Genomic DNA, 19,533 nt, shown 5'->3' on the forward strand with positions numbered 1-19,533 from the left:
TCGATACCGGCCTGAGCAAGGAACAGCAGGATGCCCCGCGCGAGACCTTCCGTACGACCTTCTGCGCGGCCCTCTGCGCGGCCTTCGTCCCGGATCTCTTCCGAGAGGGATGACTTGTAGAAAGAAAGGTCCACGGCCACCAGGTTCCTCCACTGTTGTGCGGCCGGGCGGTTGCCCAGGCCCTGTGCGGTGAGTTCGACGATGGGGTCGGCGATGGTTTCCGGTACGTCGCGCAGAGCGGTCGACAGCGTTTTCAGTATGGCACCGATGTCCGGATCGCCTGCGTGTGTGATCGCGGCCAGCGTGGCTAATGCCAGGTCCTTGCGGGCCTCGGCCACATCCGTGATCACCGGCATGTTGTGCGGGCCCGCGACGAGGGCTTGCAGGGTGAGCACGGGCGATTGCGGGTGGCCGACGGGGAAAGGGCGCGCGGCCCATTCGGCGGTGGCTCGGTCCTGGCAGACGACCAGCAGCATGGGCGGCAACTTGTACTTCGCCTGGAGGTACGACAGGTAGTACATCCAGCTCGCCGGCTTGTCCGGGTCCTTCTTGCCCTGGGCCTCGATCGCCAGGAGGTAGGACCGGTCGTCCTCCATGTCGATGCGTAGCAGGGTGTCGACACGGCGTTCGAGAGGCCGGTTCTCGGTGAGATCGGTGGGCATGACGGTCGCTGAGGCGGGTGGGCCGATCTCGACCCCCAGCACCTCGGAAACGCGGGAGAACAGGCCCGGGTACTCCTGGAAGATGCGGTGCATCGCCTCGTGGGACGAGCTGACCATGTGGTTTCCCTAGAACTATTGAACGGTCGGATGGAAGTTGGTCCGGCAGTCGGGGCACTCTCCTGGCTCCGCCGCCCGGAATGCCCGGTCGCAGCCCTCGCAGTTCTGCAGCGGGATCGGCCGGGGCGGGGTATCGGCCAGGGCCCGGAATGGCGGCGGTGGCGGAAGCCGGACGGTGAGCCGGTGAGCGAGGAGACCGGCGGGACGGCGCAGCCCTTCGGGTGGGAGTTCGCTGGTCAGGGCGTGCTGTACGGCGGCGGGGCCGGCCTCGCGCTCCAGCCATGCGGCGACCCCCGGGGCCAGGACATCCACGTCCTGCGCGGAGAGCAGCAGGCGCGGGTCCCGGTGGTGCAGCCCGGCAAGCAGGTCGGCGGCGGTCCGGAGGAGGGACGCGGCGGGGAAGGCCGGCGGCGGCACGAGCAGGGGCGCGGGCTCACGACGGGGCGCAGGCTTGGCGCGGGTCCGAAACCTGGCCGGATGCGCGTCGTCGGCCTCGGGCTCGCTACAGGACCGGACGGGGACGGGCGGACGGACCGTACGCTGCGGGCAGTCGCGGCCCGGCAAAGCATCCGTGCGCCGCTGGTCCGAAGGCTGGTTGCAGGAGACCGTACGGGTGACGATCCGGCCGTCAAACAGGCGCGTCCGGGTACGTCGAAGGTAGCCGTGGGCTTCGAGTTCGCGTAACGCTGCGGCAATCCGGGCCTCGCTCTCCGGGAAACGGCCGGCGAGGTCCTTGATGCCGATCCTGACCCCGGCAGGCAGCGACTGGATGTGCGCGGCGAGCCCGATCGCGGTGAGGGAGAGCTCGCGGTGCTGGGTGAGGTGGTTGCCCACGACCGTGAAACGGCTGGTGTGCCGGGAGTTGTCGTGCATGACACCGGACGAGGCGCGCGAGGGCGCGGTAATCTGCTGGGTATCCATCGGGAAGGTCACTCTTCCTCGTTGGTCAGGCCCTCGATCGGGATGCCAGTCCCGGCCGGGGGCCGTCGCATGTCTGGGGTTGTTTGTCGCGGCGAGCATATGCCAGCCAACCCGCCCGAAATCCAGTCACGTTGGACGATCTCACCCGTGTGGGTGACGGCAGGTGGGGTGGGTTCGGGAAGGTTCATTGCCCAAGGTATTCAAGGCTTTTGATGTCCCACGGCGCCGCGTCGCGGACCACCGGATCGTGGATATCCGCGACCCGGTGGCGGCGGTCACGGTGCGAGGTCGAGCTCGGCCCAGACGGTCTTGCGGGGGACGGGACCGGGGCTGACGCCCCAACGGTCGGCGAGCGCCTCGACAATCAACAGGCCGCGCCCGGACTCGCAGTCGTCATCCGGGACGGCCGTGCCGCCCGGACCGGGCGGGAGGCGCTCGCCACGGGCGTCACTCACCTCGATCCGCAGGAGCGAACCGCCGTCGTGGATCGTGAGGTCGAGCCGGAAGTCCCTGCCCGGTACGCGGCCGTGCACCATGGCATTGGCGGCCAGTTCGGCGACGATCTGCACGGCCGGCTCCGAAGGGATCCCCCACTCGCCCAGATACGCGGCGGCGAGCAGCCGGGCCAGCCTGGCTCCCCGGCGGGTGGGCGAGAGCGACACGGTGAACGTGCGGCTGCGGGCGGGGGGTTGAGGGAGGGTGATTTCTTGTTTCACGTCACTCAGCGTGGCCGGGCACGCATACGCTGACCAGTGATCGACTGGATGCGTACGGTGACTGTCCGGTGGTTGTCCGGAGCTGTCCGGGCTGTCCGGAGGGGCCGTGCGGGTAGAGGGCGTCGAGGTGTGACGGCACGTCGGAGGTGGCGCGGATGCGGGTGGATGCGAACGGTACGGAACGGCCCGGGGGCGAGGCGGACGAGCCCGGTTGGGACGTCGACCCCGACGACGAGTCGGGTGCGGCGGTCGTCGCCACGGTGGGGCGGCAGTTGAGGCTGCGCCGGGAGACGGCCGGGATGCGGGCCGCCGAGTTCGGCGTGGCGATCGGGTACGGGGAGGACCAGGTCTACAAGGTCGAGGCCGGGAAGCGGATTCCGCGCCCGGAGTATCTGGACAGGGCGGACGAGGTGCTGGGGGCCGGTGGGCTGATCGCCGCGATGAAGAAGGACGTGGCGGAGGTCCGGTACCCGAAGAAGATCCGGGATCTGGCGCGGATGGAGGCGAAGGCGGTCGAGCTGCTGTCGTACGGGAGCCACAACCTCCATGGTCTCCTGCAGACGGAAGAGCATGCTCGGGCACTACTGAGGACGAGGCGTCCTGCGCTGTCGGATGATGAAGTGGAGCGTGGTGTGGCAGGCCGCATGGCCAGGCGTTCAATCTTCGGCCGCTCGCCGGCCCCCGAGCTGAGCTTTGTTCAGGAAGAGGCGACGCTCAGCCGCCCCACTGGAGGCAAGATGGTGTTGCGCAGGCAGCTGGAACACCTCCTGGAGGTAGGGCAGTTGCGCAACGTCGAAATTCAGGTGATGCCGACCGCCTATTGGGATCATCCTGGGACAGGCGGGCGGATCCAGATGCTGAAGTTCGAGGACGGCACGGCAGTCGGGCGTTCTGATGACGAGTTCGGTGGTCGTCCCGTCTCCAGCCCGAAGCAGCTACGGATCCTTGAACTCCGCTATGGCATCATCCGGGCGGAGGCTCTCAGCGCACGGGAGTCGCTGGCCTTCATCGAGCGAGCGCTGGGAGAAACATGATCCGGAAGACCTCTGCTGGGGACGACTCCGAGCTGGCGTGGTTCAAGAGCAGCTACAGCGACAGCAGCAACCCCAACGACTGCGTCGAGGTCGCCACCACTCCCAGCTCGATCCACGTCCGCGACTCGAAGAACACGCCGGGCCCCCGGTTCGCCGTAACCCCCGACGCATGGGCGCACTTCGTGCCGTATGCCGCCGGGACCTGACCGTCAACGCTCGCCCCGGTCCCGGCCCCGGCTCGGGCGGGTTCGGGGGCCGGTCACCGGCTGAGCGTGTACCAGTCCGGTGAGTCCGGATCGCCGTACCCCTGGTTGAGTTCGGGCCGGTCCGACGTGCCGCTGATCAGCCAGCCGTCAAAGTCGCCGGCGAAGGAGCAGCCCTCGATGTCGAGCCGCACGCTCTGCTGCCACGTAGTGGAATCACCGGGTTCGTAGGACCACGTCCCCCGCCCCGTGCAGCGATACTTCCCGGCCTCCAGTACCGCACCGCGCTCGACGGCGGAGTCGTGATCCGTCAGCTCTTCGGCGCGCGCCGTGCCGTCGGCGGCCAGCCGCAGCGTGCCGCCCTCTCCGTCGGTCCAGTTCCCGACCAGCTGAGTGGCGTCGACCTTCGGCGGGCGGTACTCGGTGACCAGACCGGTCGCGAACGCGGCCGTGCCTATCCCGAACACGGCCACGGCGGCGAGCGCGCCGTAGCCGGGGATGCGCCGGAACCGGCCTCCGTGCAGCGCGGCACCGCGCGCCAGGAGAGCGGAGCCCGTGAGCAGTACCGCGCCCGCCGGCCAGCTCAGGGCCAGCGGGCCGGGGCCGGGATGTCGGGTGATGCCGAAGGCCGCCACACCTGCGGTCACCGGCACCACGGCGACGACCGGCACCCACCCCCACACGTCCCGGCCGGTGAACCGAGTGCTCGCCCAGCGGGCCACGGAGGCCGTGGGCAGCACGACGAGCAGACTCGCCACCAGGGCGAACGGGCCGCCGAAGCAGACGAGGAACGGCGTGACCAGCAAGGTCGTTCCGGGTCCGTCCGGCGGCACGGGCGCCTGAGCGGCCAGCTCCGCGAACCCCGCGACCTCGACGCCGAGCACAGCCCCCATCAACAGCGCGCCCGCGCCCGCCAGGATCGACCGTCCGGTCCACAGGTCCGGCAGCGCCGGGGACGCCTCCGCACCCCTGGCCATCGTCCCCGCGTCTCCCGCAGCTGATATCGGCACGTGCTCTCCCTCTCCTCGCGCGTATCCTCGCGCACCGGAAAGGCCCGCACCGGGGCGGGGCTCACCCCCTCTTCGCACGCGGAACCTTTGCCCCCGCCCTTCCCATCTGACGTTCCGTCAGTTTCAATGGAAGGCGTGATGGGACACGCAGGCATGGCCGCCACCGCCGTCCGGTACCTCAGGTCCGTCGGCGCCGCCACCACCGCAGGGACGGCGCCGGTCGACCCACTGCCGCGCCCGGATCTGCGGGCCGTCGCCGACGACGAGCGGCTGCCGGTCGATCCGGCCGAATTCCGCCGCGTACTGGGGCACTTCGCGAGCGGGGTCACCGTCGTCACCGCACACGACCCGGACGACGCGGAGGGGCCGGCGGGCTTCGCCTGCCAGTCGTTCGCGTCGCTCTCCCTCGACCCGCCGCTGGTCACCTTCATGGTCGCCCGTACGTCGACGACCTGGCCTCGCATCGCCCGCGCCGGGGCGTTCTGCGTCAACATCCTGGGCGCGGACCAGGGCGCACTGTGCCGGAGCTTCGCGGTGAGCGGGGCCGACAAGTTCGCGGGGGTGGCGTACGAGGCGGCTCCCGCGACCGGGTCGCCGCTGCTGGACTCCGTACCGGCCTGGATCGACTGCCGCATCCAGGCCGTCCACACCGGGGGCGACCATCTGATCGTGGTGGGCAGGGTGGAGGCGCTGGGGGCGGCGGACGAGGACGGTCCGCTGCTGTTCCACCGGGGGGTGTTCGGGCGGTTCGGGCCGCTCGGCGGTTGAACGTTCACCGCGCCCCGGCCCGGACCGGCGGGTGAACGCGCACCACGGCCCCGATCGTGCCCGGCCGATGGCGGTTCAGCCGACGGCGTCGCGCAGCAGATCCCGCAGTTTCAGTGCCGCCGGAAGCGGGGCGGCGGGCAGCGCGACATGTACGGTCCGGCGCGGGGCCAGGTCGCCGAGCCGGCAGAGGGAGAGTTCGGCCGGGACCGCCCAGGAGGCCAGCGAGGGGACCAGGGCGACCCCCAGCCCGGCGGCCACATAGCCGAACTTCCCGGTCCACTCCGCGATTCGGATGATCTTCTTCGGCCTGAATCCGGCCCGTTCGCAGATCTCGGCGAGCAGCATGGGCCGGTCCGCGGGCGCGTCCTGGAGCCAGGCCTCGTCGCGGAGTTCACGTAGATCGATCGTCCCGGATCCGGCCAGGCGATGGCTGCGAGGGAGAACGACGAGCAGTTCGTCCGCCAGCAGAACCTCCGTGGTGACGCCGTCGGCCGACGGCAGACCGGACGGGTAGTCGCTGACCACGGCGAGGTCGAGCGCTCCCTCCACGAGACGCTGCATCAGCGCACCGCTCCGGCCCTCGGCCGCGATGACCTCGACATCTGGTCTGGACTGGACAAACGCCCGCAGAGCAGCGGGCACCAACGAGATGTTGGCGGTGGCGAACGCCCCCACGCGCAGCGTCCCGCCGTGCCCCGCATGGATCACGGTCAGCTCGTGCTCCGCCCTCGACAGACGGTCGAGCACCTCCACGGCATGACGGTGCAGCGCATGTCCGGCGGGGTTCAGCCGTACGCCCCGGGCGAGCCGTTCGAACAGCGGCCCGCCCGCCCGCTTCTCCAACGAGGCGATGCGCCGGGACACCGCGGACTGCGTGTAGTCGAGCCGGACCGCGGCCTTCGTGAACGATCCGGTCTCGGCCACGGTCACCAGCAGACGCAGTGCGTCGATCTCGAACACATTCCCCCCAAGCATGGATCGCATGCAATCTAGTCGCTGGTGGAATGCCTTGTCCCGCCGTAGCGTCGATCACGTGGTCGCGCTTGCGGGAGGGGTCGGACGGCACCGCCGCCCCGCGGCTTCTCCGGCATCAACTCCGAGGAGGAAAAGTGTCGTTACTGATAAAGGCCTGTCCGGGGCGGGGCCGGTGACCGCGCGAGCCGGGCTCGCGTTGCCGGCGATGCTGGCCGATCTGGAGGAGCTCGTGGTCTGCGAGTCCTTCTCGGCCGACCACGCGGCGCTGGCCCGCAGCGCCGAGGTCGTCGGCGCCCTGGGCGAGAGGCTGTTGGGCCCGGCACCGGAGACGATCGTGATCGACGGGGTGCCCCATCTGCGGTGGACCTTCGGAAGACCGCGTGTGCTGCTTGTGGGACACCACGACACGGTGTGGCCCATGGGTTCGCTGGAGACACATCCCTGGTCGGTGGCCGACGGGGTCGCCCGGGGCCCCGGTGTCCTGGACATGAAGGCCGGGCTGGTGCAGATGTTCCACGCGCTGGCCTCCCTGCCATCCCCCGACGGCGTGTGCGTGCTGGTCAACGGGGACGAGGAAATCGGCTCCCCGACCTCCCGGGCACTGATCGAGGAATCCGCACGCGGTTGCGCGGCCGCCTTCGTGCTGGAGGCGTCCGCCGATGCGGAGGGCGCCCTCAAGACCGCCCGCAAGGGCACCTCACGGTACGAGGTCGTGGTGCACGGCAGGGCCGCCCATGCCGGTCTGGAACCGGAGAAGGGGGTCAACGCCGCGATCGAGGCCGCCCACCAGGTCCTGGCCGTCGCCGGCCTCGCAGCTTCGATGGGCACCACCGGTTCCGGACTGGGAGACCCGACCGTCACGCCCACCCTGCTGTCGGCCGGCAGCACGCTCAACACGGTGCCCGCGCTGGCGAAAGTGTCGGTGGACGTGCGCGTGCCGACCCTGGCGGCGCAGGACCGGATCGACGCCCTCATGCAAGGGCTGACCGCCCGGACGCCCGGAGCGCGGCTGAGCGTACGGGGCGGCAGGAGACGGCCCCCGATGGAACCGGAGTCCTCCGCCGAACTGTTCGCCCTCGCCTCCGCGATCGCCTCGGAACTGGGACAGGAACCGCTGCGGGGAGTCGCTGTGGGCGGCGCCTCCGACGGCAACTACATCGCGGGCACGGGCTGCCCGACGCTGGACGGCCTGGGCGCGGTCGGCAGCGGAGCCCACGCGGATGCCGAGCACGTCGCGGTCGGGCAGGTGATCCCCCGCACCCGCCTCCTCGCCCAGCTGATCGCGCGGACGCGGCGATGAAGCGGCACACCGGTCGTTCCGGCGTGAACGCGAAGGAGAGATTCATGGCAGCAGCACCGACCGCCCTGTCACCCGAAGCCGCCGCACTGGCAGCCCGTCATCAACTCGGCGCGTTGGAGGGCACGTTCATCCCCAAGCGCCTGGGCAAACCGATCTTCGCCCTCTACATCTTCACGATCGTCCACCTCTTGGCGATCTTCGTGATACCCGGCCTGATGTTCTTCTGGTGGCTGCGCCGGTATCCGGACTTCAGCAGAAAGCAGGCTGCCAAGCGTCTCCACCTGTTCGAGCACGGAATGATCGTGCACCCGCAGTCCGGCGACGGCATGGTCGCCATCCGCTGGGACTCCGTGCGGCTCTACCAGAACATCAGCCAGAAGATCATCAACGAAGTCCCCGGCCCCATCAACCACGTCTACTCCGCGGTCGGCCCGGGCCGCGTCAACGCAACGATCACGGAATTCTACGAAGGCCCCCAAACCTGGGGACCTCATATGCAGGGGGCCATCCTCCGGGCCCAGGGCCCGGAGGTCCTGGAATCGATCCTGGAAGGCCAGACCGTCAACTTCGGTGACATCTCGCTCTCCCGCACCGGCATGGCCACCACCAGGAATGGCCACCTCCCTTGGTCCGACGTCCAGGAGATACAGGTCGGGGCGGGCAGGGTTCACATCATGAGGGCCGGTGAATCCGGCCGCTGGTGCAGCGTCGCAGTCAGCGACATCGCGAACTTCCCTGTCTTCCTGACGGTCGCCGAGAACCTCTCCGCCTGAGACCGGCCGGCGCCGGGCGCCCGTCCGCCTCCGGAACCGTCAGCCGAGTCCCGCGGTGGCGCCCGACGGCTCCCGGACCCGCCGGATCACCAGCGCCATCAGGGCCGCCATCGCGCACAGCGCCCCCGACGCGTACCAGACCATGTCGTACGAGCCGAACACATCGCGCGCCACACCGCCCAGGAACGCCACCAGCGCCGCGCCCACCTGGTGGGAGGCGAGGACCCAGCCGAAGACGATGGCGCTGTCCTCGCCGTACTGCTCGCGGCACAGGGCCAGCGTCGGAGGGACGGTGGCGACCCAGTCCAGACCGTAGAAGACGATGAAGAACACCATCGGCGGATGCACCGTCGGCGCCATCAGCATCGGCAGGAAGAGCAGCGAGACGCCGCGCAGCGCGTAGTAGACGGCGAGGAGCCGGCGGGCGTCGAAGCGGTCGGTGAGCCAGCCGGAGAAGACCGTGCCGATGATGTCGAAGACCCCGATGACGGCGAGCAGCGAGGCCGCGGCGGTGATGGGCATGCCGTGGTCGTGGGCCGACGGCACGAAGTGCGTACGGATCAGGCCGTTGGTCGAGGCCCCGCAGATCGCGAACGTACCGGCCAGCAGCCAGAACGGCCCGGTGCGGGCGGCATCGAACAGGACGCGTACGGTGCGCCTCGCCGCCCCGCGTGCGGGTGCGGGCTTCGCCACGTAGGTGCCGCCGTACGGGGCGAGGCCCACATCCGCCGGGTGGTCGCGCATCAGGAGCCAGACGAACGGAACGACGACCAGGGCGGCGAGGGCCACGGTCACCGAGGCCGGACGCCAGCCGTGCTCCTCGACGATCCAGGCGCACAGCGGCAGGAAGACCAGCTGGCCGGAGGCGCCCGCCGCGGTGAGGATGCCGGTGACCAGACCGCGCCGGGCGACGAACCAGCGGTTGGTGACCGTTGCCGAGAAGGCCAACGCCATCGACCCGGTGCCGAGGCCGACGAGCAGCCCCCAATAGATCATCAGCTGCCAGGAGGCCGTCATCCAGACGCTGGCCAGCGCCCCGGCCGCCACCGTGGAAAGGGCCACGACGACGACCCGGCGGATACCGAAGCGGTCCATCAGCGCGGCCGCGAACGGTGCGGTGAGCCCGTACAGCGCCATGTCGATGGAGACGGCGAGTCCGATCTCCCCGCGCGACCAGCCGAACTCCGTGTGGAGCGGGTCGATGAGGAGGCCGGGCAGGGAGTTGAAGGCGGCGCCGCCGATGATCGTCACGAAGGTGACGACGGCGACGACCCAGGCGCGGTGAATGCGCCGGCGGGAGCGCCCGTCGGGGACTACGGGGGTGGCCTGCCGGTCGTCGTCCCGGGCGGCGCTTTCGGTTGTCTGGGTCACGTCACTCAGCATCGGGTCGCGACATATCTGTTCACGAGTGGCCGGAGGGCCACCCTTCGCAGGGATCGGGCCACGCGCCGCGAGCGGTCCCGGCACTGTGCGTACGATCACCTGTCGGCCGGCGGTCGTACGCCGCGCCGTCGTCGCGCACCGAAGCCTTCGCCACGTACCGAACCGGGGGATCTCATGCAGTGGGCAGCACGCCAGCAGTTCCACCACCGCTCCGCGCTGATGCAGGCCTGGGGCGCCGTGCTTCTCATCGTCGCCTGCGCCCTGTGGATCTGGCTGGGCTTCCTGCTGGTGGAACAGCAGGACGCGTACTGCTACCGGGTCACGAACGACTGCGAGATGATCACCGAGTGGCCGAAGCAGCTGGCCATTCTGGCGATCTCCGCCCCCTTGTCCGTGTGCGGTGCGGCGCTGCTCGTCGGTGGCAGTGTGCGCAGGCAGACCAGCGCCCATGTCTTCCAGGTCATCGAGATGCAGCGGTCCGAGGAGCGCTCCCGAAGCAAGTAGCCAGGGCTGCCACGGCCCAGGCGCACCCCGCCCCCGCCGCGTACCAGAACAGGTCGGGTGCGTTGAAGGCCGAGCCGAGCACCAGCCGCGCCACCGTGCTGTGCCGGGAGAGTTCCGCGGGCACCCCGGTCAGTTGCAGCAGCTCGACCGCCCAGCTGAACGCGAGCGCCGTCCCGGCCGTGACGGCCGGCCGCGCACGCGGGGCGATCACGGTGGCCAGGGCGCAGATCAGCACGGTGTAGAGCGCGTCCCCGGCGTACTTGGCGACGGCACCGTCCCCGAACGCCCTGACCCCGAGCCCCGCGGCGACGGTCAGCGCCGCGGCCCCGGCCGCGACCGCGCGGGCCCGCAGAGCCGTCCGCGCCGCCCGGGGCACGACGGTGTCCGACCCTCCCGCGGTCATCCGATCCGCTCCAGCCGTCTGATCGGCCGGGCCGCCAGCAGTACCGCCACCACCACCGTGTTGATCACCGCTCCGGCCAGCAGCACCTCCGGTGCGCCCACCCGGTCCGCGACGGGTCCGGCCAGTGCCCGGCCCGCCGCCAGCATCAGCAGCGAGCCCGCCACGTCGTACGCGTGCAGCCGGTTCAGCGCCTGCGGCGGCACATGGGTCTGCACCGTCGTCGACCACATCACCAGCCAGAAAGCGAACGCCGCGCCCGCCACGAACTGCCCCACCCCGAGCGCGGCCACCGGCAGCCCGAGGCCCAGCACCACCAGGTTCACACAGACCGCGCTCAGCGCCGCGGCCCCCGCCGCGAGCGGGCGGCGCGGTCTCAGGCGCAGGGCGAGCAGCCCGCCGACGACGCTGCCCGCACCGTTCACCGCCATCATCACGCCGTACGTCCCCGAGCCGTGTGCCTCGGTGACCTCGACCGCGGTGAGCGGCAGCATCGGGCCGAGCACCGTGAAGCCGTACACCGTCCAGATCGCGATCACCCCACACAGCCAGCTGCGGGCCCGGAACTCGCGCCATCCGTCGACCAGTTCGGCGACGAAGGTGCCGCGCTGCGCGGCGTCCGACGGGGCCGGGGCGAGCCGCATCAGGAAGAGGCAGAGGCCGGAGACCAGGAACGTCGACGCGTTCGCCGCGTAGACCGCCCCGGCGCTGGTCAGTCCGACGAGCAGGCCCGCGAAGGCCGGGCCCGCCATGGTCATCAGCGCCTCGGAGACCCGGAGCACCGCGTTGGCGCGCTGCACGTCCGAGGCCAGCCGGGGCACGGTCGACGCGACGCCCGGCTGGAAGAGCGCGGCGCCCACACCGGCGACCGCGCTGAGCGCGTACACCGCCCACAGCGGCGGGTTGCCGGTGGCGAAGGAGACCGCCAGCACCGAGGCCCCGACCAGCCGCAGCGCATCAGCGATGATCATCATCCGGCGCGGGGTGAACCGGTCCGCCAGTACGCCGCCGAAGAGCACGAAGAGCGCCAGCGGCCCCATCCAGGCCGCGAGCGCGAACCCCACCGACGAGTGCGGCCGGCCCGCCCCCAGCAGGCCCGCGGTGAGCGCCACCGGGATCATTCCGTCGCCGAAGAGCGCGGCGGTACGGGCGACGAAGAAGAGCCGGAAGTTACGGTTCCAGAGCTCGGCCGGCCGGCCACCGTCCAGGCTGTGACCCAGTCCGTCGCCCATCGGCCCCATGCTCGACGAACGAGGCAAAAGGGGCGGTGCGCCCTCGCGGTCCGCGCCGGGAATGCAGACGCGCTCTGCTGACTTTTCCTTCACAGCAGTGACATGTATCAGCTTAAGGTCTATACCAGCTAGGGGTGAAGGGAGTCCGCCAATGCCGCACCGCATCGCCGTCCTGGCCCTCGACGGGCTGCTCCCCTTCGAACTGGGCATCCCTCAAAGGATCTTCGGCCTTTCGCGCGGTTGCGAGCCGCGCGACGAGGGCCGCAAACTCTATGAAGTCGTGACCTGCTCCGTACGTACGCCAGGCCCCGTCCGCACCGACGCGGACTTCACGATCACCGTCGAACGCGGCCCCGAGACGCTGGCCACCGCCGACACGGTCGTGATCCCCGCCAGTTACGAACTCGGCCCCGTCTACGCGGAGGGCAGGCTCACCGACGAGCTCGCCGCCGCGTTCGCGCACATCAGGCCGGGCACCCGGATGGTCTCCATCTGCACGGGCAGTTACGTGCTGGCCGCAGCCGGATATCTCGACGGGCGGCCCGCCACCACGCACTGGTCCTCCGCCGACCATTTCCAGCAGCTCTTCCCCAAGGTCCGCGTCGACCCGGACGTCCTGTTCATCGACGACGGGGACGTCCTGACCTCCGCCGGGGTCGCCGCCGGAATCGACCTCTGCCTGCACATCGTGCGCCGCGACCACGGCACCGCCGTCGCCAATGACGTCGCCCGCCGCACGGTGGTGCCCCCGCACCGGGACGGCGGGCAGGCGCAGTACATCCAGCGCCCCGTACCCGAGACGCAGTTCGCGACCACCACCTCCGCGCGCACCTGGGCGCTCGGCCGGCTGGATCGCCCGATCCTGCTGCGCGACATGGCGCAGCAGGAGTCGATGAGCGTACGGACGTTCACCCGCCGGTTCCGGGAGGAGGTCGGGGTGAGCCCCGTCCAGTGGCTGACCCGGCAGCGGGTCGAACGGGCCCGGCAGCTGCTGGAGTCGACGGACCTGTCGATCGACCAGGTGGCGAGGGACGCGGGGTTCGGGACGGCGACGTCGCTGCGGCAGCATCTCCAGGCGGCGCTGGGGGTGTCCCCGACGGCGTACCGGCGCACGTTCCGGGCCGGACAGGCCTGATGCCCTTCCGCCTCAGAAGACCAGGACCCCCCGCGCCACCCGGCCGTGGTGCGCGTCGTCCGCCGCCTTGGCGAAGTCCTCCACCGGGTAGGTCTCGGTGACGAGTTCGTCCAGCAGCAGCCTGCCCTCCCGGTACAGCTCCGCGTAGAGCGCGATGTCCCGCTGCGGGCGAGAGGAGCCGTACCGGCAGCCCAGGATCGACTTGTCCAGGAACAGCGACGAGACGAGGAACGAGGCCTCCGCGGTCGCCGCGGGGACGCCCAGCAGGACCGCCTGGCCGTGCCGGTCCAGCAGGTCGATCGCGGTACGGATCAGTTCCGTACGGCCCACGCACTCGAAGGCGTGGTCGGCGCCGCTCGGCAGGATCTCCCGTACGCCGTCGGCCGACGTCAGGAAGTGCGTCGCGCCGAACTGCCGTGCCACCGCCTCCTTCGCCGGGTTGGCGTCGACGGCGACGATCGTCAGGGCGCCCGCGATCCGGGCCCCCTGGATGACGTTGAGACCGATGCCGCCGGTGCCGATCACCACGACGGAGTCGCCCCGGTCGACCTTCGCCCGGTTGAGTACGGCTCCGACTCCCGTCACCACCCCGCAGCCGATCAGGGCCGCCGAGGTGAACGGCAGGTCCGTGGGGATCTTCACCGCCTGCACGGCCTTGACCAGGGTCCGTTCGGCGAAGGCCGAGTTGGACGCGAACTGGTACAACGGCTCGCCCCGCCGCGAGAACGGCCGTTGCGGCATCCCGATCGCCTTGCGGCACATCGTCGGCCGGCCCCGGTCGCACTGCGCGCACGCCCCGCAGCTGGCCAGCGTCGACAGCGACACATGGTCGCCGGGCGCCACATGGCCGACGCCCGCGCCGACCGCCTCCACCACGCCCGCGCCCTCGTGCCCGAGCACCACCGGCGACGGGAACGGAATCGTCCCGTCGATCACCGACAGATCGCTGTGGCACAGTCCGGCCGCGGCCACCGCCACCAGCACTTCGCCGGGGCCCGGATCGCGTATCTCCAGATCGTCGACGACCTCGGTCCGCTTGCCGTCGAAGACGACGCCTCTCATCTCGGCTCCCTCGGTAGGCCGAGCGCTCGCTCGGCGATGATGTTGCGCTGGATCTCGTCCGAGCCGCCGTGGATGGTGTCGGACCGGGTGAACCGCCATGGCCGGGGGCTCCGCCCCCTCAACCCCCGCTCCTCACAGGCCGGAGGAGCCGGCCTTGTTCGGCCGTGCCTTCGCCGCGGCGGCCGCGGCCATCTCCTCCAGCTGCGCCAGAATCGGCATCGGGTCCGAGCCCACCGTCCCCGGCAGGAAGTCCGCGATCCGTTCCGGGGTCCAGGCCCCCTCCGCGTACCCGGCCCGCAGCTCCCTCGGCTGGGCCCAGACCGCGATCTTCGGGCCGGCGATCGTGTACACCTGGCCGGTGATCCTCTCCTTGCGGGCCCGCTCGCTGAGCAGGTAGACGACGAGCGCCGCCACATCCTCCGGCTCGCCGATCTCCTTGAGTTCCATGGGCACATTGGCGGACATCCGGGTACGGGCGACGGGTGCGACGGCGTTCGCCGTGACGCCGTACTTGTGCAGGCCGAGCGCCGCGCTCCGTACCAGCGAGATGATCCCGCCCTTCGCGGCGCTGTAGTTGGCCTGGGCGACGCTGCCCTGATGGTTGCCGCTGGTGAAGCCGATCAGTGTGCCGCCGTCCTCCTGCTTCCGCATCACCGCCGAGGCGGCCCGGAAAACGGTGAACGTGCCCTTGAGGTGCGTGGCGACCACCGGGTCCCACTCCTCCTCGGACATGTTGAACAGCATCCGTTCCCGCAGGATCCCCGCCACGCACACGACCCCGTCGATCCGCCCGTACTGGGCGAGCGCCGTGTCCACGATCCGCTGCCCGCCCGCCATCGTGGAGATGTCGTCGGCGACGGCCACCGCCGTACCGCCCGCCGCCTCGATCTCCTTGACGACGGACTCGGCTATCTCGCTGCTCGGCTCGCCGCCCTCGATGGACACGCCGTAGTCGTTGACGACGACTCTCGCGCCCTCGGCCGCCGCCGCGAGCGCGACCGCCCTCCCGATGCCGCGTCCGGCTCCGGTCACGGCCACCACTTTGCCTGCCAAGAAGTTCCCCATGCCCGGCCCCTTCCCGCGGTTTCTGACGGACCGTTAGATTTTATGGGCCATCAGGTCCACGAACACAAGCCCCGGGAGGCTCCATGTCACTGCCGGCCGAGTTCCACGACATCGCCAAGCGGGTGAACAACTGGGGCCGTTGGGGCGCCGACGACGAGATCGGCACGCTCAATCTGATCACCGACGCGGTCGTACGGGAGGCGGCCGGCGCCGTCCGCACCGGGCTGCGCGTGCCGCTCGCGCTGCCTCTCCAGCAGGACGGCGTCCAGAGCGGGCTGATCCCCGGGCGGATCAATCCGCTGCACACCATGATCCAGATCAATCAGGAGCTCTTCGGCCCCGGCACCGTCGCCACCAGCGACGACACGGCGGTCCTGAGCCTCCAGACGGCCACCCACTGGGACGCCCTCACCCACGCCTCGCACTCGGGGAAGATCTACAACGGCCGCCCGGCCGCCACGATCACCGCCCACGACGGAGCCCGGTTCAGCGGGATCGACAAGGCGCCGCACATCGTCTCGCGCGGGGTGCTGCTCGATGTGGCCCGCGCCCACGGTGTGGAGAGGCTGCCCGGCGACCACGCCGTCACCCCCGAGGACCTGGACGCGGCCGAGGATCTGGCGGGGGTCCGGGTCCGGGCCGGTGACATCGTGCTCGTACGGACGGGGCAGGTGCAGGTCTACCTGGCGGGCGACAGGCAGGCGTACGGCTATCCGTCGCCCGGCCTCTCGATCCGGACGCCCGAGTGGTTCCGGGCGCGCGATGTGGCGGCGGTCGCCAATGACACCCTGACCTTCGAGATCTTCCCGCCCGAGATCGAGGATCTGTGGCTGGGGGTGCACGCGCTGGACCTGGTCGAGATGGGCATGCTGCAGGGCCAGAACTGGAACCTGGAAAAGTTGTCCACAGCCTGTGCGGACGAGGGTCGCTACAGCTTTCTGCTCTCCGCGATGCCGGAGCCGTTCGTCGGCGCCACCGGCACCCCGGTCGCCCCGGTGGCCATCCTCTGAGGACGCTCGGACCGGCCGGACCGCTCAGACCCGCGCCGGCCGCAACCCGGACCGACTGCTTTAACCTTTATGCGGGATTCGTCACAACATGCGAAGCCTTGCGCGCCCCGAGGTCCGCATCGCCCGCGCCATGAACGCCCTGCACGACCTGGATCAGCGGAGCGTCCCGGTCGACCTCGCACCAGATGCGCTTGCCCGCGCCCTCCGGCTGCCAGCCCCAGCGGTCGGCGAGGCCGTCGACGAGCTCCAGGCCCCGGCCGCCGGTGTCCTCGCCCTCCGCGTGGCGCTGCTGCGGCGGGCGGCAGCTGGCGTCGGCCACCTCGACCCGTACGGTCCCGGCCGCCCCCGCCGTGCCCGTCGAGCCGAACAGCATGTGCAGCACGGCCGGGCATCCGGTGTGGACCACCGCATTGGTGACCAGCTCCGAGATCAGCAGGATGAGCGTCTCGGCCAGCGGCTCGTCGTCTCTGATCCCGGACCCGACCAGTCTCGACCGCGCCCATCTGCGGGCCCGCCCGACCTCCGCGGGATCCGGCCCGACCTCCAGCTGAACCTGAAGCACCTGCACCGCTCACACCATCCGAACCGGCGGACACATCGCCTCGCGCCTCCTCAGGGTCACGGAACGTGATTCCCTTACGAGACAGCATGGTTGACGTACAGTCACCGCAACAAGCGCTTCGGGCATATTCCAGCGCGAAGGAGTACGCGTGGTGCATACTGTGCGACGCGCGCTGCGGGAAGTCGAACAGAGGCGCATCGAGGCCGTGGGAGTCGCCCTCCGGGCAGGCTCGGCGCTTCTGCGTGGAAGGCGATCAGGGCATCTCTTCCGGACCGGAGTCGCCGCACGGGCAACACCCGGATTGCCCGGTTCCAGATCCTGTCGCATCCAACGGAGCGTACCCGAGCCCGGCGCCGACTCCACCCCGTGACGAATTACGCAAAGGACACAACCCGGCTCCGGAGTCGGCCGACTGCACTGCGTAACTCCGCTGTGTGAGGCTCAGCGGCCTGCTTGTCACTCTCGGGCCCCGCGCAGCCGTCCGCCGCCGTGCGGACGAATCCTGCACGGAACCCGCCCGGGATCAGCACAGGTCGGCCGCAAGTGCCTCCTCGGCCGCCGCCGCCGTCAGCCACTGGCCCGAGCGCAGCCAGGCCCGCTTGAGGTGCAGATGGACGTCTGCCTCCCAGGTGAAGCCCATCCCGCCGTGCACCTGGAGGCAGTCGCGCGCGTTGCGGACCGCCGCGTCGTCGGCGAGCAGTTTGGCGCCCGCGATCTCGGCCCAGTCCGCGGTCACGGCCGCCGCGTAGACGGCGCCGCGGGCCAGTTCGGCGCGGACCAGCATCCCGGCGCACAGGTGTTTGACCGCCTGGAAGGATCCGATCGGCGAACCGAACTGTTCACGTTCACCGGCGTGTTGGACGGCCATCTCGGTCGTACGGGCGGCGCTGCCGAGCTGTTCGGCGGCGCCGAGCAGGGCACCCTCGGCGCGCAGCGCCCCGCCGGGCAGGTGCGCCCCGCCGGGCAGGTGCGCCCCGCCGGGCAGGTGCGCCCCGCCGGGCAGCCGCTCGACGGGGCCGACGCGGCCCGCGACCCGCCACAGGGGCGTGAACGGGTCGAGCGACCGTACGGGCTCGGCGGCCTCCCGTATCCGTACGACATCCCGCAGGATCCCGTCGGCCGGGCCCGGGGCGTCTTCCTCCCCCGCCCCGAGCACGAGCAGCCCGTCCGCGTCGCCCAGGTGACCCACCGGCTGCCCCGCGTCCAGCACGGCGATCACCGCCTCGCCCTCCGCCGCCCCCTTCACCGCACCGGCGGCGAGGTGGGTGGCGATCAGCGGTCCCGGCAGCAGCGACCGCCCCACCTCCTCGAAGAGGAGGACCGACTCGGGCAGGCCGAGCCCGACACCGCCCTCCGCCTCCGGCAGCCGCAGCGCGAAGAACCCGGCCCCGCCGAGCTCCCGCCACAGGGCCCGGTCGATGCCGGTACCGCCGTCGAGCGCCGCCCGCATCCGGTCCCTGCCGAAGCGTCCGGCGAGAAGTTCCCGTATCCCCGTCTTCAGGGCCCGCTGGTCGTCCGAGAGCTGGAAGTCCACTGTCCGCTCACCGCCCCTTCGGCAGGCCGAGGATCCGCTCGGCCACGATGTTCCGCTGGATCTGCGAGGTGCCCGCGGCGATGGTGTACGAGAGCGAGGAGAGCCGGTCCAGGACCCATTCCCGGTCCAGATCGGCGCTGTCCGCGCCGAGCACCTCGGCGGCCGCCTCGTACAGCTCCTGGCGGGCCTGCGAGTAGCGCAGTTTGAACACCGAGCCGCCCGTCCCCGGCACTCCCCCACTGCGCTGCGCCTCGCTGACGTTCCACTGGGTGAGCCGCCACAGCGCCCGGAATTCGGCGTTCAGCCTGCCCAGCCGGCGGCGCAGGACCGGGTCGTCCCAGCGGCCGTTCGCCCGCGCCTGGCCGGCCAGGGCGGCCAGCGTGCGGCGGCAGGCGACGACCTCGCCGACGAAGGCCGTGCCTCGCTCGAAGGAGAGGGTGACCATGGTGACCCGCCAGCCGTCGTTCTCCGCGCCGACGCGGTGGGAGACCGGTATCCGCACCTCGTCGAGGAACATCTCGGCGAATTCGGTGGACCCGGCGAGGGTGCGCAGCGGGCGGACGGTGACGCCGGGTGCGTCCATCTCCATCGCGAGCCAGCTGATCCCACGGTGCTTGGGTGCCGCCGGGTCCGTGCGCACCAGGAGTTCGCACCAGTCGGATACCTCCGCGTGCGAGGTCCAGATCTTCTGCCCGCTCACCACGTAGTCGTCGCCGTCGCGCACCGCCCGGGTCCGCAGCGAGGCGAGGTCCGAACCGGCGTCGGGCTCGCTGAACCCCTGGCACCAGATCTCGTCGCCGCGCAGCACCGGCGGCAGCCAGCGCGCGCGCTGTGCGGCGGTGCCCTCGGCCGCGATCGTCGGCCCGGCATGCAGCAGCCCGACGAAGTTCGCGCCGACGTACGGGGCGCCGGCCTTCTCCGTCTCCTCCAGGAAGATCAGATGCTGGGTCGGGGTGGCGCCCTGCCCGCCCGCGTCGACGGGCCAGTGCAGGCCCGCGTAGCCCGCGTCGTACAGCATCCGCTGCCAGGCGGTGTCGTACGCGCGGCGGCCCGGCCAGTCGTCGGGTCGGGGCTTCGCGGGCAGTGCGGGAAGCACGGCGGCCAGCCACTCGCGCAGCCGCGCCCGGAACGCCTCTTCCTCCTCCGTGTACGCGAGATCCACCGCGC

General features: G+C 71.0%; 21 protein-coding genes. 8 read left to right on the forward strand and 13 right to left on the reverse strand.

Annotation, left to right across the window (positions count from 1 at the left end; all coding sequences use genetic code 11):
* The 3 genes from ACFVV1_RS27095 to ACFVV1_RS27105 all read right to left on the reverse strand — a co-directional run.
* A partial coding sequence (locus ACFVV1_RS27095; RefSeq protein ID WP_389994072.1) for a hypothetical protein occupies positions 1-779 on the reverse strand: 779 nt, incomplete at its 3' end.
* Positions 780-794: 15 nt separating this feature from the next.
* On the reverse strand, positions 795-1,700 hold the full coding sequence (locus tag ACFVV1_RS27100; protein WP_389994075.1) for a helix-turn-helix domain-containing protein: 906 nt from the start codon (positions 1,698-1,700) through the stop codon (positions 795-797).
* A 275-nt stretch (positions 1,701-1,975) separates the two neighbouring features.
* Positions 1,976-2,416 (reverse strand): ATP-binding protein, encoded by a 441-nt coding sequence (locus ACFVV1_RS27105; protein WP_389994078.1) that lies wholly within the window; start codon positions 2,414-2,416, stop codon positions 1,976-1,978.
* Between the two features lie 155 nt (positions 2,417-2,571).
* On the opposite strand from ACFVV1_RS27105, the gene ACFVV1_RS27110 reads away from it, so the two are divergent.
* The gene (locus ACFVV1_RS27110) at positions 2,572-3,450 is read left to right on the forward strand and encodes a helix-turn-helix domain-containing protein (protein WP_389994080.1); all 879 of its coding nucleotides are present in this window, start codon (positions 2,572-2,574) and stop codon (positions 3,448-3,450) included.
* Positions 3,447-3,656: a DUF397 domain-containing protein gene (locus ACFVV1_RS27115; RefSeq protein ID WP_389994083.1), complete on the forward strand. Its 210-nt coding sequence runs from the start codon at positions 3,447-3,449 to the stop codon at positions 3,654-3,656. Before ACFVV1_RS27110 ends, ACFVV1_RS27115 begins: the two co-directional genes overlap by 4 nt.
* A gap of 53 nt (positions 3,657-3,709) precedes the next feature.
* On the opposite strand, the gene ACFVV1_RS27120 is transcribed toward ACFVV1_RS27115, so the two are convergent.
* Positions 3,710-4,663 (reverse strand): hypothetical protein, encoded by a 954-nt coding sequence (locus ACFVV1_RS27120; protein ID WP_389994086.1) that lies wholly within the window; start codon positions 4,661-4,663, stop codon positions 3,710-3,712.
* Positions 4,664-4,816: 153 nt separating this feature from the next.
* Between ACFVV1_RS27120 and ACFVV1_RS27125 the strand changes: the two genes are divergently transcribed.
* A complete protein-coding gene (locus ACFVV1_RS27125; RefSeq protein WP_389994249.1) occupies positions 4,817-5,431 on the forward strand; it encodes a flavin reductase family protein in 615 nt (204 codons plus the stop codon).
* A 75-nt stretch (positions 5,432-5,506) separates the two neighbouring features.
* Here the strand turns inward: ACFVV1_RS27125 and ACFVV1_RS27130 are convergent, their stop codons facing one another.
* A complete protein-coding gene (locus ACFVV1_RS27130; RefSeq protein WP_389994088.1) occupies positions 5,507-6,406 on the reverse strand; it encodes a LysR family transcriptional regulator in 900 nt (299 codons plus the stop codon).
* A gap of 205 nt (positions 6,407-6,611) precedes the next feature.
* Between ACFVV1_RS27130 and ACFVV1_RS27135 the strand changes: the two genes are divergently transcribed.
* Both ACFVV1_RS27135 and ACFVV1_RS27140 read left to right on the forward strand, forming a co-directional pair.
* Positions 6,612-7,706, forward strand: coding sequence for a M20 family metallopeptidase (locus ACFVV1_RS27135; RefSeq protein ID WP_389994251.1), 1,095 nt, complete (start codon positions 6,612-6,614; stop codon positions 7,704-7,706).
* A gap of 44 nt (positions 7,707-7,750) precedes the next feature.
* Positions 7,751-8,479, forward strand: a complete 729-nt coding sequence (locus tag ACFVV1_RS27140; protein WP_389994091.1) for a DUF6585 family protein — start codon at positions 7,751-7,753, stop codon at positions 8,477-8,479.
* Between the two features lie 39 nt (positions 8,480-8,518).
* Here ACFVV1_RS27140 and ACFVV1_RS27145 read toward each other — a convergent pair whose 3' ends face one another.
* Positions 8,519-9,850: an MFS transporter gene (locus ACFVV1_RS27145; protein WP_389994093.1), complete on the reverse strand. Its 1,332-nt coding sequence runs from the start codon at positions 9,848-9,850 to the stop codon at positions 8,519-8,521.
* A 186-nt stretch (positions 9,851-10,036) separates the two neighbouring features.
* Here ACFVV1_RS27145 and ACFVV1_RS27150 point away from each other — a divergent pair, with 186 nt between their 5' ends.
* Positions 10,037-10,366 carry a hypothetical protein gene (locus ACFVV1_RS27150; RefSeq protein ID WP_389994096.1) on the forward strand — a complete coding sequence of 110 codons (330 nt, stop codon included), beginning with the start codon at positions 10,037-10,039 and terminating at the stop codon, positions 10,364-10,366.
* Here the strand turns inward: ACFVV1_RS27150 and ACFVV1_RS27155 are convergent.
* Positions 10,323-10,769, reverse strand: a complete 447-nt coding sequence (locus ACFVV1_RS27155) for a DUF2809 domain-containing protein (RefSeq protein WP_389994099.1) — start codon at positions 10,767-10,769, stop codon at positions 10,323-10,325. The genes ACFVV1_RS27150 and ACFVV1_RS27155 overlap by 44 nt on opposite strands.
* A complete protein-coding gene (locus tag ACFVV1_RS27160; RefSeq protein ID WP_389994102.1) occupies positions 10,766-12,007 on the reverse strand; it encodes an MFS transporter in 1,242 nt (413 codons plus the stop codon). The genes ACFVV1_RS27155 and ACFVV1_RS27160 overlap by 4 nt, the downstream gene beginning before the upstream one ends.
* A gap of 142 nt (positions 12,008-12,149) precedes the next feature.
* Here ACFVV1_RS27160 and ACFVV1_RS27165 point away from each other — a divergent pair, with 142 nt between their 5' ends.
* Positions 12,150-13,133 (forward strand): GlxA family transcriptional regulator, encoded by a 984-nt coding sequence (locus ACFVV1_RS27165; RefSeq protein ID WP_389994106.1) that lies wholly within the window; start codon positions 12,150-12,152, stop codon positions 13,131-13,133.
* 12 nt (positions 13,134-13,145) lie between these two features.
* Here ACFVV1_RS27165 and ACFVV1_RS27170 read toward each other — a convergent pair whose 3' ends face one another.
* A complete protein-coding gene (locus tag ACFVV1_RS27170) occupies positions 13,146-14,195 on the reverse strand; it encodes a Zn-dependent alcohol dehydrogenase (protein ID WP_389994109.1) in 1,050 nt (349 codons plus the stop codon).
* Positions 14,196-14,327: 132 nt separating this feature from the next.
* Positions 14,328-15,260, reverse strand: a complete 933-nt coding sequence (locus ACFVV1_RS27175; protein ID WP_389994112.1) for an SDR family oxidoreductase — start codon at positions 15,258-15,260, stop codon at positions 14,328-14,330.
* A gap of 83 nt (positions 15,261-15,343) precedes the next feature.
* On the opposite strand from ACFVV1_RS27175, the gene ACFVV1_RS27180 reads away from it, so the two are divergent.
* Positions 15,344-16,270 carry a cyclase family protein gene (locus ACFVV1_RS27180; protein ID WP_389994115.1) on the forward strand — a complete coding sequence of 309 codons (927 nt, stop codon included), beginning with the start codon at positions 15,344-15,346 and terminating at the stop codon, positions 16,268-16,270.
* Positions 16,271-16,337: 67 nt separating this feature from the next.
* Here the strand turns inward: ACFVV1_RS27180 and ACFVV1_RS27185 are convergent, their stop codons facing one another.
* The 3 genes from ACFVV1_RS27185 to ACFVV1_RS27195 all read right to left on the reverse strand — a co-directional run bounded on the left by ACFVV1_RS27185 (position 16,338) and on the right by ACFVV1_RS27195 (position 19,528).
* The gene (locus ACFVV1_RS27185) at positions 16,338-16,838 is read right to left on the reverse strand and encodes an ATP-binding protein (RefSeq protein ID WP_389994118.1); all 501 of its coding nucleotides are present in this window, start codon (positions 16,836-16,838) and stop codon (positions 16,338-16,340) included.
* Positions 16,839-17,355: 517 nt separating this feature from the next.
* Positions 17,356-18,366, reverse strand: coding sequence for an acyl-CoA dehydrogenase family protein (locus ACFVV1_RS27190; RefSeq protein ID WP_389994121.1), 1,011 nt, complete (start codon positions 18,364-18,366; stop codon positions 17,356-17,358).
* A gap of 7 nt (positions 18,367-18,373) precedes the next feature.
* Positions 18,374-19,528, reverse strand: coding sequence for an acyl-CoA dehydrogenase (locus ACFVV1_RS27195; RefSeq protein ID WP_389994124.1), 1,155 nt, complete (start codon positions 19,526-19,528; stop codon positions 18,374-18,376).
* Positions 19,529-19,533: the final 5 nt, after the last annotated feature.

Origin of the sequence: Streptomyces sp. NPDC058092, assembly GCF_042884935.1 — a bacterium.
GTDB lineage: Bacteria > Actinomycetota > Actinomycetes > Streptomycetales > Streptomycetaceae > Streptomyces.

What these genes read in the sequence shown, in the direction of transcription:
- ACFVV1_RS27155 (WP_389994099.1), bottom strand. Translation starts at nt 10,769, where the DNA reads ATGACCGCGGGAGGGTCGGACACCGTCGTGCCCCGGGCGGCGCGGACG.
- ACFVV1_RS27150 (WP_389994096.1), top strand. Translation starts at nt 10,037, where the DNA reads ATGCAGTGGGCAGCACGCCAGCAGTTCCACCACCGCTCCGCGCTGATG.
- ACFVV1_RS27140 (WP_389994091.1), top strand. Translation starts at nt 7,751, where the DNA reads ATGGCAGCAGCACCGACCGCCCTGTCACCCGAAGCCGCCGCACTGGCA.
- ACFVV1_RS27170 (WP_389994109.1), bottom strand. Translation starts at nt 14,195, where the DNA reads ATGAGAGGCGTCGTCTTCGACGGCAAGCGGACCGAGGTCGTCGACGAT.
- ACFVV1_RS27175 (WP_389994112.1), bottom strand. Translation starts at nt 15,260, where the DNA reads ATGGGGAACTTCTTGGCAGGCAAAGTGGTGGCCGTGACCGGAGCCGGA.
- ACFVV1_RS27130 (WP_389994088.1), bottom strand. Translation starts at nt 6,406, where the DNA reads ATGCTTGGGGGGAATGTGTTCGAGATCGACGCACTGCGTCTGCTGGTG.
- ACFVV1_RS27110 (WP_389994080.1), top strand. Translation starts at nt 2,572, where the DNA reads ATGCGGGTGGATGCGAACGGTACGGAACGGCCCGGGGGCGAGGCGGAC.
- ACFVV1_RS27115 (WP_389994083.1), top strand. Translation starts at nt 3,447, where the DNA reads ATGATCCGGAAGACCTCTGCTGGGGACGACTCCGAGCTGGCGTGGTTC.
- ACFVV1_RS27135 (WP_389994251.1), top strand. Translation starts at nt 6,612, where the DNA reads ATGCTGGCCGATCTGGAGGAGCTCGTGGTCTGCGAGTCCTTCTCGGCC.
- ACFVV1_RS27165 (WP_389994106.1), top strand. Translation starts at nt 12,150, where the DNA reads ATGCCGCACCGCATCGCCGTCCTGGCCCTCGACGGGCTGCTCCCCTTC.
- ACFVV1_RS27125 (WP_389994249.1), top strand. Translation starts at nt 4,817, where the DNA reads ATGGCCGCCACCGCCGTCCGGTACCTCAGGTCCGTCGGCGCCGCCACC.
- ACFVV1_RS27160 (WP_389994102.1), bottom strand. Translation starts at nt 12,007, where the DNA reads ATGGGGCCGATGGGCGACGGACTGGGTCACAGCCTGGACGGTGGCCGG.
- ACFVV1_RS27180 (WP_389994115.1), top strand. Translation starts at nt 15,344, where the DNA reads ATGTCACTGCCGGCCGAGTTCCACGACATCGCCAAGCGGGTGAACAAC.
- ACFVV1_RS27100 (WP_389994075.1), bottom strand. Translation starts at nt 1,700, where the DNA reads ATGGATACCCAGCAGATTACCGCGCCCTCGCGCGCCTCGTCCGGTGTC.